This is a genomic window from Synechococcus sp. W65.1 (assembly GCF_047461615.1).
Classification (GTDB): domain Bacteria; phylum Cyanobacteriota; class Cyanobacteriia; order Thermostichales; family Thermostichaceae; genus Thermostichus.
This window is the reverse complement of record NZ_JANSHI010000020.1, coordinates 25,991-38,261: the sequence shown is the minus strand read 5'-3', so window position 1 is coordinate 38,261 and position 12,271 is coordinate 25,991. Positions and strand designations below refer to the sequence as shown.

General features: G+C 60.8%; 12 protein-coding genes and 1 other RNA gene. 4 read left to right on the top strand and 9 right to left on the bottom strand.

The annotated features are described in order from the left end of the window. From NW806_RS10295 to NW806_RS10280, 4 genes are all read right to left on the bottom strand, one after another. Positions 1-682 (bottom strand): EamA family transporter (locus NW806_RS10295; protein ID WP_414411030.1); only part of this gene is annotated, 682 nt, incomplete at its 3' end. Further along, positions 682-1,008: a hypothetical protein gene (locus NW806_RS10290; protein ID WP_414411029.1), complete on the bottom strand. Its 327-nt coding sequence runs from the start codon at positions 1,006-1,008 to the stop codon at positions 682-684. The genes NW806_RS10295 and NW806_RS10290, both read right to left, overlap by 1 nt. A 67-nt stretch (positions 1,009-1,075) precedes the next feature. After that, positions 1,076-1,402, bottom strand: a complete 327-nt coding sequence (locus NW806_RS10285; protein WP_414411028.1) for a hypothetical protein — start codon at positions 1,400-1,402, stop codon at positions 1,076-1,078. Positions 1,403-1,448: 46 nt separating this feature from the next. Beyond that, positions 1,449-2,393, bottom strand: a complete 945-nt coding sequence (locus tag NW806_RS10280) for a leishmanolysin-related zinc metalloendopeptidase (RefSeq protein ID WP_414411027.1) — start codon at positions 2,391-2,393, stop codon at positions 1,449-1,451. A 154-nt stretch (positions 2,394-2,547) separates the two neighbouring features. On the opposite strand from NW806_RS10280, the gene NW806_RS10275 reads away from it, so the two are divergent. Next, positions 2,548-3,531, top strand: coding sequence for a glycosyltransferase family 2 protein (locus NW806_RS10275; protein WP_414411026.1), 984 nt, complete (start codon positions 2,548-2,550; stop codon positions 3,529-3,531). Here the strand turns inward: NW806_RS10275 and NW806_RS10270 are convergent. After that, positions 3,486-4,322, bottom strand: coding sequence for an inositol monophosphatase family protein (locus NW806_RS10270; protein WP_414411025.1), 837 nt, complete (start codon positions 4,320-4,322; stop codon positions 3,486-3,488). The two genes, NW806_RS10275 and NW806_RS10270, sit on opposite strands and share 46 nt — an antisense overlap. A 123-nt stretch (positions 4,323-4,445) precedes the next feature. Here NW806_RS10270 and NW806_RS10265 point away from each other — a divergent pair, with 123 nt between their 5' ends. Continuing rightward, positions 4,446-6,302: a protein kinase domain-containing protein gene (locus NW806_RS10265; RefSeq protein WP_414411024.1), complete on the top strand. Its 1,857-nt coding sequence runs from the start codon at positions 4,446-4,448 to the stop codon at positions 6,300-6,302. 46 nt (positions 6,303-6,348) lie between these two features. Here NW806_RS10265 and ssrS read toward each other — a convergent pair. Next, positions 6,349-6,534: non-coding RNA, 6S RNA (gene ssrS, locus NW806_RS10260), on the bottom strand. Between the two features lie 186 nt (positions 6,535-6,720). Here ssrS and NW806_RS10255 point away from each other — a divergent pair. After that, positions 6,721-7,245 (top strand): hypothetical protein, encoded by a 525-nt coding sequence (locus NW806_RS10255; protein WP_414393172.1) that lies wholly within the window; start codon positions 6,721-6,723, stop codon positions 7,243-7,245. 3 nt (positions 7,246-7,248) lie between these two features. Here NW806_RS10255 and NW806_RS10250 read toward each other — a convergent pair whose 3' ends face one another. Continuing rightward, positions 7,249-7,476: an indolepyruvate ferredoxin oxidoreductase subunit alpha gene (locus NW806_RS10250; RefSeq protein ID WP_414393171.1), complete on the bottom strand. Its 228-nt coding sequence runs from the start codon at positions 7,474-7,476 to the stop codon at positions 7,249-7,251. Positions 7,477-7,714: 238 nt separating this feature from the next. Between NW806_RS10250 and NW806_RS10245 the strand changes: the two genes are divergently transcribed. Next, positions 7,715-9,409, top strand: a complete 1,695-nt coding sequence (locus NW806_RS10245; RefSeq protein ID WP_414411023.1) for an S-layer homology domain-containing protein — start codon at positions 7,715-7,717, stop codon at positions 9,407-9,409. A gap of 132 nt (positions 9,410-9,541) precedes the next feature. Here NW806_RS10245 and NW806_RS10240 read toward each other — a convergent pair whose 3' ends face one another. Continuing rightward, a complete protein-coding gene (locus NW806_RS10240) occupies positions 9,542-10,090 on the bottom strand; it encodes a pentapeptide repeat-containing protein (RefSeq protein WP_414411022.1) in 549 nt (182 codons plus the stop codon). A gap of 357 nt (positions 10,091-10,447) precedes the next feature. Then, positions 10,448-12,160 carry an HD domain-containing protein gene (locus tag NW806_RS10235; protein ID WP_414411021.1) on the bottom strand — a complete coding sequence of 571 codons (1,713 nt, stop codon included), beginning with the start codon at positions 12,158-12,160 and terminating at the stop codon, positions 10,448-10,450. Positions 12,161-12,271: the final 111 nt, after the last annotated feature.

Sequence of the window (12,271 nt, the reverse complement as noted above, 5' to 3'; positions counted from 1 at the left end):
TCAAGCCCATCTCCGCCAAGCCGATGTAGGCCGCCCAGCCCAGCCCTGCCATTGTCCACCTCAGCTCCTGAAACGGCAACAGTAGCAGACAGTAGCCGCTGCCGAAGAGAAATCCCATGAACAGCTTCAGCAGGGCATCCCGTCCATCCCGCACATTGAGCAGCCAGTAGAGAGCCCAAATAGCGGCGCTGCCCACTGCCAGCACCACTCCCCAGGGATCCTCCACCTGCAAGGTGCCCCAGGATCCCCCCGTGGCCACCAGCACCACCCCCAGCAGGCTTGTTCCCAAGGCCAGCAGTAGCCGCCCGCGCAGGCGCTCCCCCAACAGCGGCACCGCCAAGAGAGCCAACACCAGCGGCCAGGTGTAGTTCAAAGCCAGCGCCGCCTGGGCCGAGAGGCGATCGTAAGCCTGGAAGAGCACCCCGTAGTAGCCAAACGGGTTAAGCAGCCCCTGCAACGCCGACAGGGCAAGCTGGGATCCCTTCTGTTGGGCAACAAGATGCGCCCGCCCTGTTACCACCAGAGCCATCCCCAAGATTAGGCAGGAGCTGCCCGCCGAAAGAATCAGCAAGGCCGTCGGCGCAAGGTGTTGCAAACCAAACTTAAAGGCGCTGGCTGCCGTGGCCCAGCCTAAGATGGCTGCCGCCAGATAGGCATAGGCTCGGCGGGGATCCCTGGGCATTAGAAGCTGTCGAGATCTCGATCCTCCGGCTTCGGCTTCGCTTTGGTGGAAAGGCCCAACCGCGGTGCCACCACCCAGGCGTAGAGCAGGTAGCCCAGCCCCGCCACCACCGCCCACCTGAGAAGGGTGACGAACACCCGAAAGACTAGCCCAACCAGCAGGATACAGCCCAGGATGACCAGAACCGGCAGCAGGGGGCGCCCCCACCTCCCAACCCAAGCCCAAAGGGCAGCTTTGTCCTGGGACGAGCTCCGCAACTTGGCAGCGGCCGCAGTCGCCTGCTCCAGTTCAAGCTCAAGCTGTTTCAGCCGTTCTTGCTCTGACATAGGGAGCAGTCTCTAGGATCCAGAGCCACCTCCATCTTACGGGCTGCTCCTCACAAAGTCGGGCAACCTAGGCCCGCGCCGAGAGGATCTCTTGGGCCATGGCGCGGAATGAATCCAAAGCTGGGCCGGGGCGACGGTTGGGACGCGGAGCCGGGATCTCGTTGGGCACAAACGGCTTCTCGACCACCACCTTAGGCTTAGCAGGCGCAGCCGTTGGGGCAGGCTTGGAGGAAGCTGCCGGCTGGGTTGAGGCCGGGCGAAAAGGCCCGGTAATGAAATCCACTAGGCCGCCGAAGAGGATGCCAAAGAAGGAAAAAAGACCACCAAACAGCTTTTTGAGAATGCCCATAGCCAATTGCGAAAAAGAGGTAAAGCTATGCAACTTAGCACTCATTATTGAGAGGAACGAGCATCTTGGCTATGGGTAAATGTTCTTAGACTCAGGGATCCCCCACCTCTCTGCCAGTGGCGTCAAAGCGCCGTAGGGGTAGGGCCAGCTCCAGCTCCTGCAGCTCCAAGGGTTCCAGCGGTTCCAAGATGACCCGGCTGCGCCCTAGCTCAAAGCTATCGGCTGCTGCCGGATTGACCTTGTAGCCGATATCCGCCATGGCTCCCACCGTGAGGATGCTCAAGGGATTGGGCACGCCCCGGTCGAGACGGCTGGTCATCAGCTCGCGGCCCAAGACACTCTCCCGCCAGTGGGAATCGCGGGATCCCACCCCAAATTGGTTCTCCAGCGGCACAGAAGGGGCATTGCCTCCTAGCGTGGAGAAAGCCTCAACTGCCCGCGGGCCGATAAAGCGGGGGTCATAGCCCGGCGGTGTCGGCTGATCCCGCCCCACCAAGCCCACTGTCAGCCCCTTGGGATTCCAGACACTGGGCAAAAAGCCAAGGGCATGGCCCAGCTCATGCAGGGCGGTGATGGGCAGATCCCCCCGCTCTTCCAAAGCCGAGAGGTTTTGGCTGTTGAACACAACAACGGAGTAGAAAGGCAGGCCATTGGAGGCCCGCACAAAACAGGGAGCGGCTCCCCCTAAAATCCGCTCGTTGCCCAGGTTTCTCGCCCGCACCTCCACCAGCAGATCGTCGATGGGGAAATCAAGGGGGGTGCTGGGAAACCCCGCATCGCACTCGTCGGCCCGGATGGTGGTAGGCGGCAGATCCGGCTGATCCTCGACGATGATCTCCTGCCACCTCAAGGCCGCGCTGCGGACAATGGCTTGTTGGCTGGGAGTGAGGCTGTTGTCGGGGAAACGAACGTCAATGGTGAACTGGGGAACAGGGGCAACTGTTGGCGAAGGCAGAGTTGGAGGAGGAAGGGCTTCTAAGGAAGAGAAACCCCCTCTTCCCCCGCACGCTTTGAGGAGCAGTAGCAGCACAGCCATGAGGAATCCAAGCAGGGGCAGGCTCCAGGTTCGGCGTCCAAGTTGCCGCAGCCCCAGGAAATGCTTCGCCCTCTTCTTTTGAACAACCATAGCTGGGCTGGCCGTCAAAAAGCCTCCGAAACGCTAACATTGGCTGCAGCGCTAGGGATCCTCGGTGTACATCAGCGTCATCATTCCCACCTACAACCGCCTTCCCATCTTGCAGCAGTGTCTGCGAGCCTTGGCGCAACAGCAGCCCGGCCCCTACGACGGCTACGAGGTGGTGGTGGTAGACGACGGCTCCACCGACGGGACGGTGGAATGGCTGCAGAGCCAGCTGCCGGCCTTGCCGTCGCTGAAACTCTTGTGCCAAGAGCACCGCGGCCCTGCTGCAGCTCGCAACCTGGGGTTTCGCCACGCCCAGGGATCCATCATCGTCTTCATCGATAGCGACCTAGTGGTGGTGGATCACTTCCTGGCCGCCCATGCCCAGATGCTGCGGCGGCATGGGGTTACCGGCAATCCCAACTCGCCCCACGAAGCCAAGGTCTTCACCTACGGGCGGGTAATCAACACCTGCAACTTCCAGGATCCCCGCTCCGAGCCTTTCAAGCCCACTGACTTCTCGGCCGCTTTTTTTGCCACCGGCAATGTGGCTATCGCCCGCCACTGGCTAGAGCAGGTCTGCGAAACCCCCACCGGCCCCTTCGACGAGCGGTTTCACCTCTATGGCTGGGAAGACCTGGAGCTGGGGGTGAGGCTCAAGCGCCTGGGTTTGCGGCTGGTCAAGTGTCCCCAGGCCACTGGCTACCACTGGCACCCCCCCTTTGAGCTGCAGCAACTTCCAGCGCTCATTGAGCGAGAGCGGCAGCGGGGCCGCATGGGCATCCTTTTCTACCAAAAACACCCCACCTGGGCAGTGCGTTTCATGATCCAGCTAACGCCCCTGCACCAAGTCCTTTGGGGCCTGCTGTCGCTGGGGGGCTGGTTGAACGAAAAGCGACTAGAACCGCTGCTGCGCTGGCTAATCCAGAAGGGGCAATCCCAACTGGCCCTAGAGCTGTGTCGAATTTTCTTTCTCAACTGGTATAACGTGCAAGCAGTTTATGCCGCTTACAGGGAGATAAAGGCGCGAAACAGCGGCACCCACTTTGCCTGAGCCACCAAGAGCGTCGGGTAGGTCAGCTGGCCATAGTCCTTGCCCACCCTCAAAGGCTGGCCGGGATCCGGGTCAGCCGGGCCCAGAGGCTCCCACACTGCGCCAGCTCCTTTCGCAATAGCCCACACTGCCGCCACATCCCAGATCTTAGGCGAGCGCTCCACCGCGCCCAAAAGGCTGCCGCTAGCCACCAAGAGCAAGTTGTAGGCAGCTCCCCCTAGCATGCGCGCCTTGCAGGGAAATTCCGGGCTAATCCAATGGCCGCTGCGGGAGCAAAAATTAAACAGTTGGTTGGGGCCAGGTGGAGCGGTGCTGGGGCGGATGGGTTGAGGACAAGCAGGATGCTGGTCGTGGCGGGTGAGGAAAGCCCCTGCTGGGGCATCCCCGGGAAACTGGGGCCAATAGCCGTAAAAAGTCTGGCGGATAGGTGGCAAATGGACACAGCCAAACACAGGCAGGCCCCAGTGCAGCAACGCCAGCGAGCTGCCCCAGATGGGGATCCCGTGGGCAAAATTGGTGGTGCCATCGAGGGGATCCACCACCCAGCACCACTCTGTCTCGGGGAAGATGTGGTTTGACTCCTCGCTCAAGTAGCCGTGATCCGGATAAGCAGCGGCAATTGCCTCCTGAAAGGCTCGATCGGCCCACTTGTCGGAAGAGGTTACTAAGCTGCCATCCGCCTTTTCCGTGGAGCGTGCCTGGCCAAAGTCGGCTAAAAGCTGAGAGCCCACCCGGGCTGTCAGCTGGAGGGCAAACTCGGTGACCTCGCGCCAAAAGGAGGAAAGCTCCATGCTCTAATCCTAGCGGCAGCCTAAGTAGCCCAGGATCAGCCAGATCCTCTCTTCCCCGACCGCCTTCAGCTCCAAGCCGACTAGAATCGCTGACAGGTCTGCCACAGCCGGCCTTCCTCCTCCATGAACCCGCAACTGATTGGACAACTGATTGGCAACCGCTACCGGCTGATCCGACCCATCAGTGAGGGGGGGTATGGCCAGGTGTTCGAGGCAGTGGATACCCAGCTTGGCAACGAGGTGGTAGCTGTCAAGTTGCTGCGCCCGCCGCCGCCGGACATGGGGCCGGAGTACTACCAGCAACTGCAGCAGCGTTTCCTGGACGAGGCAAGGGTAAGTGCTTTGCTGGGGGAGCACCCCAACATTGTGCAGGTACGCTCCTACGGCCTGTACCAAAACCAGCCCTACCTGGTGATGGAGTACCTAAACGCCAAGCCCTACACGGGCCAAGGTTTGGACTCCGTGCTGGCGCAAGAGGGCCCTCTGCCTCCTGAGCGGGTGGTGAACTTGGCCTTGCAAATTTGCTCAGCCTTGCACCATGCCCACAACTTCCACATGGATCTAGGCAAACACTCCATTCGCGGCGTTATCCACCGCGACATCAAGCCGAGCAATATCTTCGTGCAAAAGGGTCCTGACGGCAAGGAGCGGGTCAAAATCCTCGACTTCGGCATTTCCAAGCTCATGGGAGAAGCCTCTCGCCGCTTGACGCAGACGGGCTATTTTCTGGGCACGATGGTCTACGCCTCCCCGGAGCAAATGCGAGGAGAAAAACTAGATGCCCGCTCCGACATCTACTCCCTGGGGGTGGTGCTGTACGAGTTACTCACTGGCAAGCTTCCCTTCGAGCCCGACACCGATACCTTGCAGGGCTGGTACCACGTCCATAACTTTCAGCAGCCCCGTCCCCTGCGAGACCATCCCCTGCCTCACCCTATCCCCGAGGCGCTGGAAAAGGTGGTGCTGCGTTGTTTGGAGAAAGACCCTGCCCTTCGCCCCGCCACTATGGAAGAGCTGGCTCAAGAGCTCCAGGCTGTGTATTCTCCACGGCATATCCCCGCGGGCTTTGGCGGGCAAGGGACTCCACAGGCTCCCTCCAGCTCGGAGGCAGATGAGAAAAAGCTGCAGCAAGCCGTGCATTGGATCGAGGCAGGCGAGTACAAGAAGGCCGTCCGCCTCCTCAGCGAGCTGATCCAGAAAACTCCCAACGACGCCCGCTACTATCTCTACCGCGGCCTGGCTCACCAACGGCAAGGCCATTGGGGTCTTGCCCAGATGGACTACCAAGGGGTGCTGCGGCTGGAACCGGGCAATCCCTTTGCAGAACAGGGGCTACGCGAGGTCGAGCAGCAGGTGGGTTCTGACCACAGACCTACCCTGTTTCCTACAGCTACACCTCGGCGGGGCAGAAGGTTGGCCTGGGCTTGGCTTTTGGCCAATGGGGCAGCAGCTGGCGGCGGCTACCTAGGGTTGGCGGCTTTGGCTCCGCTGCTGGTTCCTTTCGGATCCCTCCAAGGGGCGGTGGTTGGGGCTGGTCTTGGCCTGATGACGGGGCTACTGCAGTGGGCAGTGCTGCGGCGGCAGGTCTCTTGGCGGTGGGTGGCGGCTACGCTGCTGGCTACAGCTGTGGGTTGGCTGGCAACAGATCTCCTAGCTCCTCAGGTGGAGGGGGTGATCCCTGTCTTGGATCCGAACGATCCCTGGATCCAGAGGATCCTCCCAGCGATGGCTAGCCCCCTACGCGGCTTGCTGGTGGGTCTTGGCGTCGGTGGGCTGCAAGGGATCCTACTCGCTCGACAGGGGAAAGTTGCCTGGGCCTGGCTCTTAGCAGCAGGGGCAGAAGGGGGAGGAGCGGCTTTGCTCATAGGCTTGCTGTTGGCTAGCTCTGCTGGGAACCCCTGGTTGCTGCTCCTTGCAGGTCTTTTGGCCTCTACCCGTCCCCTTAGCGCTCTTGTGCTTTTGTATTGGTGCCGCAGGTAGTAAAGACTCCAAAACAGCAAGAAAGCCCTCTCTTGAGGGCCTCCTTAGGGATACTGTTTGCGCCGTTTTACCGTTGTTTTCGACCTGGAAAATCCACGATAGGACATCGGGGATGATATTGATAGTTTCCAAACCAAGTTTGGCTTACTACTCTCACATCCACACCCGTCCTAATTGCCAAAGGGTATCGATCGCAAAAACATAACGGCAGTCACCAACGCCTCAGTACCCTCTGGCCATCTTACCCCATTCCCCTGCGGGATCTGTCAAGGGCCTACCAAGAAGTCACTCTTCGGATCCCCTGCTCTGTGGCTTTTTGGGGTACGGTAGGAGCATGCGGGTTAGGTAGCTCCCGCAAAGGGGAGAATCTCTGCGTGCATCCGTTTTGGAATGTCCCTATTGAAACGTCCTTCTAGCCATGCTGGGTTCTCTGTTGGACAACATCTACGGCGCCTGGTTCCTGCCAGAACGTACCTTTCGCTTGCTGCGGCAACAGCCTGTCCTCTGGCAGGCGTTTGGGGTGGTAGCGCTGCTTAACCTCCTCGAGGCCATTCGCCGCTTCGGGTTCAACCTGCCGAGCCTAGTACTGGCAGTCCTGGCGGGATTCCTGGGCTGGGTGAGCTTGGCAGCTTTGTTGCAGGGCCTGGCCTTTTGTTTTGGGCGGGCTGCCCCCTCCTTTGCGGCCCTGCTTTGCCTGACGGGTTTTGCCGGCCTGCCCTGGCTCCTGCTAGGGCCTGCCCAAGCTTTGGGCGGGGTTGCCGGATCTCTGTTGGGCTTGGTGGCCCTGGTGTGGTTCGGGGTTTGGCAAGTGCGGGCGGCGGCGGTGGCCCTGGATCTGGAGTGGTGGCGTTTGGTAGGCCTGATCCCGATGGCCTTTCTGGGAGGGATCCTCTCCCTGAACTGGTTGACCAGTGGCCTCTTGGCCTTGGCCTCTCTGGGCTAGAGGTTAGCTAGGTACTCGTTGCAGCTCCGGTCTTTCCTCAGGGAGGATGGCGCCCTCTACGGGGCAAACCTGGAGACAGATGCCACAGTCAATGCAAGCAGCAAAGTCGATCCAGAAGTAGTCGGTGCCTTTGGCATTTTTGCCGTTCCCAGGGTGAATACAGGCAACCGGGCAAGCCTCCACGCAGTCGGCAACGCCTTCGCAAACGTCAGTAACAATGGTGTGCGGCATGGATCCCTCCCGCGGACGCTTCTTAGTCCTGTTGGCCAAGGCAGCTAGCCTCAAGTCCGTCCGCCCTCTGCCCCTGCATGGCGGATGGCTTTGTCATTCTAGGCGAAAACGAGCGTAAATTCTTGGGGAGCCACCGCCAAAGAGCGCACCCGCAACTGCTAGCGAAGGCGGGGAGAGAGGGTGGAAGTTTGGGCTAAGCTTTCCCTGAGGGAATCCAAATTAAACGGGAGCGGCAGCCATGCGGTGCTCGTGGCCCCTGGCGCTAGGCCTAGGTTGGGTGCTCACCTGGTCGAGTGCTAGCCTACCCACCTGGTCCCAAGGTGTGCAACAGCAAGCCTCGCTGGCCTGGACTGAAGCCTACGTGGCAGCGCTGGAGCGCCAAACAGACCTGGTGCTGACCCGGGAGCCACTGTCAGCCCCTCTCACCCGCCTGGAATTGGCCCGGTGGTTAACCGAATTTTTCGGCTACGTGCCCAACCCCAAGCAGGTGCAAGAGATTCGCGACCTTGAGCCCAATACCCCTGACTATTGGACGGCGCAGGCGGTGCTACAGGCAGGGGCCATGCGTCTTTACGAAGGCAACGAGTTCCGCCCCCAAGGGGATCTCACCCGCCTAGAAGCGCTAGCCATCCTGGTGCGGGCCTTGCGATTGCCTGCTCCCAGCCAGGCTGACATCGAGCGCTGGATGGCTCTGTACACCGACGCTGCTGAGGTGCCAGAGGTGGGGCGAGCTCTTGTGGCTATGGCAGGGGAAGCGGGCCTATTGGTGAATGTGCCGGATCCCGCCAAGCTGCGGCCCAACCGGATCCTCAGCCGTGGTGAAGGAGCAGTGCTGCTGCACCAGGCGCTGGTACATCGCGGAAAGCTGCCGCCTCTGCCGCCTCCAGTAGCCCAACTGCGTCCTTCCCCGGCGCCAGTGGCCAAAAGCGTTCAGCCTGAAATCTTGCAAACACGAGTCATTCCTGAAGCGGGAGTGGTGCTGCCAGGGCAAACCGTGACGGTCGAGGCCCAGGGCACCCCCAACGGCAAGGCCAGCGTGGATATCGGCGACCTGGTGCGGGGCTTGCCCATGGAGGAGGTGCAGCCCGGCTACTACCGCGCCGTTTACACCCTTGGCCCCCAAGACAGCGCCCTTAGCCCCGACATCCGCATTCAACTTAGCCTCAACGGGCTGGAGACCCGTGTTCAGCGGCGGCTCCCCCAGTTGGCCTTGGGCAAGGTCGCTCCCCCACGAGTAGAGCCACTGTTCCCTTCTTCAACCCCTCTGCCCCAGCCGGCCCCTGCCCCTCCTACCCCCCTGGCCGCCAGCCACGGCCCTCGCATCACGGCCATTCGCCTGCATCCCCAGCGCGACCTAGTGGAAGGAGATATCCTCACCATCGCCATCTGGGGGGACTCAGGAGGAGTGGCCCAATTTGACCTGGGCAAGCTGGCCCTAAACCAGCCAATGCGGGAGGTGCGGCCTCACCACTACGAGGGCACCTACGTGGTGGCTCCCACCCACCAGGCCACCAATCCCACCTTGCGGGTTGTGCTTACCAAAGACGGCCTCAGCCAGGAGTACTGGGAGATCTTTCCTTTCTCAATCGATGGATCCAAAGGAACCCGCCCCACCATTCAGCCGGCTTCTGGGCCTGTGGTCGCCGGGCCGCCTCGGATTTTCAGCGTTACCACCAACAGCACCAACCTGCGCAGGGGCGAGATCCTCAGAGTAACAATGCAAGGGGATCCCGGAGGGCGGGCCGCTTTTCGTATTGTCGGGGTAACTCCCGAGGTAGAGATGCGGGAGGTGGCACCGGGCCTCTATGAAACTCAGCAGCAACTGCCCTCCAACATGCAGCCAGTTAACAACGGCATCATCGAGGTAATCTTGGAGCGGGGCGGGCAAAGGGCCATCCAAACCAGCCCCTCGCCCATTACCATTGCTCCTTGACCATGCGATCTCTCTAGGGCTGGCCCGTGTGGGAGGGGCCAACTAAAAACAGCATGATTCCTGACGCAGGGAGATCTAGTACGCCTTTGCCGCTTTTTCAACCAACACCCCATAGACCTTGGGGCTACAAAGTCAAGGATGGTATGTCCCATCGGGAAGAATCGTGCCCGTCAAATCTTTGAGCCGTTCCCATCCAAAGTCAAGCTTGGCACCTGTTAGGTTGGCCCCTCTGAGCTGAGTACCCACCAGTTCGGCCCCGCTCAGGTTAGCCCCAGTCAGGTCAGCCCAGCTTAGATTGGCTCCAGTCAGCAGGGCCCCTCTCAGATGGGCCTTGGCTAGGATAGCCCCGCCTAGGTTGGCACTGCCCAGGTTGGCTCCGCCTAGGTCGGCCCCCCTCAAGTCAGCCCAGCGGAAGTCGCGCTCGCCAGCATCGTACCGTGCTCGAACATCTCCAACCTGGCGTAGGCGGAGGAGCTGGTACTCCTTTGCCACCTGCACGTGCCGGGGATCAAGCGATTTCAGGAGTGTCTCCCAAGCAGCAAACTTCACTTCCCAATCCCCATCTTCGTGCAGGGCTTTGATGAGAAGCTGCGCCCCTTCTTCTCCATGGTGGAGAGCCTCTTTAAGGGCCTCGATGCGGACCTGGGGATCCGGACTGGCCAGGGCTTGTTGAATAGCCACCAGGTTACCCAAGGCCCGATCCAATCCGCCAGGCCCTTGTCCGCCTGAAACAGTATTGAAGTTTTCCGCCACCGTACTGCCTCCTGGCTAGACGTTAGCTTGGCCTCAACAGCCACATGCTGCCTCGTGAGAGTAAGTCAGCCCCCCCAAAAGCAGGGATTCTTTCAAGCACTCTGGGCCGATAGAGACGAGCACTTAGTGGAGCCGAGCCCAGATAGATCCCACCCAGCCGCCATGGAAGTGAAATCCACACCCACAAATTTTTGCCGTAATCAGCAGACCCTCCAACTGTCGCCAATTCCAACAGTCTGAGTAGAGCCAAGTCTTGAGTCTACTTGTGCAGAATGTACTCCCTGGCTAGACGGCTACCTCAAAGGGATCGGCGCTGGGCTGGATCTGGGTGGACAGTTTGGGAATTACCTGCAGCTTGAACTGTTGCTCGAAGACCTTTTTCTTTTCGTTCAAGCTCCACAGCTCTAGGGCGCAGTCGTCGTTGGGATGCTTGGGATCCAAAATTAGCTCCATGCGGCGGGGGCCCTCTCCCAAAAGCTGGAAACGGCAGTGCACCGCTTGGATGGCCTGCAGGCGGCGGCGATCAAGAGCACAGGCTATGCGCAGCAAGGGGCTAAGTTCCAGTACCACTTGGCGATCCCGCTCGTTGGTGAGGCGCTGGAAGTTCTCGTGCTTCTTCTTGGGGGGCGACTTACGGTGGTAGCGGGCTAGGTTGGCAATCACCTCCACCTCTTCCTCGTTGAAGCCCAAGAGTTCCCCGTGGCGGATGAGGTAGTAGGAGTGTTTATGGTGGGCGGCATGGCTGATGAAGTGGCCGCAGTTGTGCAGCATGGCCGCCGCCCAGAGGAGAGCTCGCTCCCGGGATCCCCAGCCGTGCAAGATGCCACGGGTTTGATCGAAAAGGCTGAGGGCAAATTCTGACACCCGCTCGGCATAGGGGATCTCGACTTGGTATTTCTCTGCCAACTTGAGGACGCTACGCCGCCGCACCGAGCTGTGGTAGCGCAGCCGATCTTCAATTAACCCTTGGCTGATCATCCAATCCACGATCAGCCCTTCCCGCAAGGCTCGCTCGCAAAACTGGATCTGCTCCACCCCCAGCAGGGTCATCACTTCCTCCAAAATGACCGCCCCAGCTAGGATAATCTCTCCCCGCCTTTCCCCTAGGCCAGGTAGCTTTTGCCGCTCGGCCACGGTGAGGGAGCGCAGCTCCTTGATGTAGCCGCGCAGGGCTTCCAGGCTAAACCTGTACCCGTGCAGGCGAGTGGGGGGATCGCCCAGGCGGCGGCGGGCATCCAACTGGGCCAGGCACTCCACGGTGCCGGAGGTGCCCACCAAGGCCAGGGATCCCGCCTGGGGAGACGACTCGACAATGCGCCGCATCTGCTCGATGGGAGCTTCCAACATGCCGCGAATATGCTGCCGCAGCGCCTGCAGCTCACCAGCCGTAGGCGGGTCGTGGTGCAGGAAAGCTTGGGTCAGGCGCACCGCTCCCACCTTGATGCTGCGCAGAAACTCCGGCTCTTGGCCGTTGCCCAAAATCAGCTCAGTGGAGCCGCCACCGATATCCACCACTGCGTGCAGCCGGTTGTGGAACTCCATGGCCGAGAGCACGCCCAGGTAGATGCGGCGGGCTTCCTCCTGCCCTGAGATGAGCTCCACCCGCAGGCCCAGCTCTCGCTCAATCCGCTTCAAAAACTCCGGCCCATTGGGGGCTTCGCGCACGGCACTGGTGGCCACCGCAACAATATCCTGCACCTGAAAGCTTTCGGCAATGCGGCAAAACCGCTCCAGAGCCGTCCGCGCCCGTTCCATGGCAACAGGCGTAAGGGCGCCTGTCTGGCTGCAAAACTCCCCCAGGCGGACGGTGGCTTTTTCGCGGGAGATGATGGTGAAGCTGGGGATGTGGGGGTTGATGCGCACCACCACCATATGCAGAGAGTTGCTGCCCACATCAATGGCGGCGATGACGGGGGCAGCTCCCGCGTCTGCAATAGAGAGCGGCTTCAGTTCAGAGGCCGCAGAGCGTGTAGCGAGGTTGGCAGGCGAGAGGCTCATGAAGCCAATGCAGGGGTGGCAACACTTCTAGAATACTGTGCGCTTTTGCCCCTTTTTCTTGGTCAACCGCTGGCTTTAAGGGCATCTCAGCCAGCCAGCTGTTGGTTGTCC

Coding starts and splice junctions, on each gene's coding strand:
- NW806_RS10290 (WP_414411029.1), bottom strand. CDS start 1,008: ATGTCAGAGCAAGAACGGCTGAAACAGCTTGAGCTTGAACTGGAGCAG.
- NW806_RS10285 (WP_414411028.1), bottom strand. CDS start 1,402: ATGAGTGCTAAGTTGCATAGCTTTACCTCTTTTTCGCAATTGGCTATG.
- NW806_RS10280 (WP_414411027.1), bottom strand. CDS start 2,393: ATGGCTGTGCTGCTACTGCTCCTCAAAGCGTGCGGGGGAAGAGGGGGT.
- NW806_RS10270 (WP_414411025.1), bottom strand. CDS start 4,322: ATGGAGCTTTCCTCCTTTTGGCGCGAGGTCACCGAGTTTGCCCTCCAG.
- NW806_RS10265 (WP_414411024.1), top strand. CDS start 4,446: ATGAACCCGCAACTGATTGGACAACTGATTGGCAACCGCTACCGGCTG.
- NW806_RS10255 (WP_414393172.1), top strand. CDS start 6,721: ATGCTGGGTTCTCTGTTGGACAACATCTACGGCGCCTGGTTCCTGCCA.
- NW806_RS10250 (WP_414393171.1), bottom strand. CDS start 7,476: ATGCCGCACACCATTGTTACTGACGTTTGCGAAGGCGTTGCCGACTGC.
- NW806_RS10245 (WP_414411023.1), top strand. CDS start 7,715: ATGCGGTGCTCGTGGCCCCTGGCGCTAGGCCTAGGTTGGGTGCTCACC.
- NW806_RS10235 (WP_414411021.1), bottom strand. CDS start 12,160: ATGAGCCTCTCGCCTGCCAACCTCGCTACACGCTCTGCGGCCTCTGAA.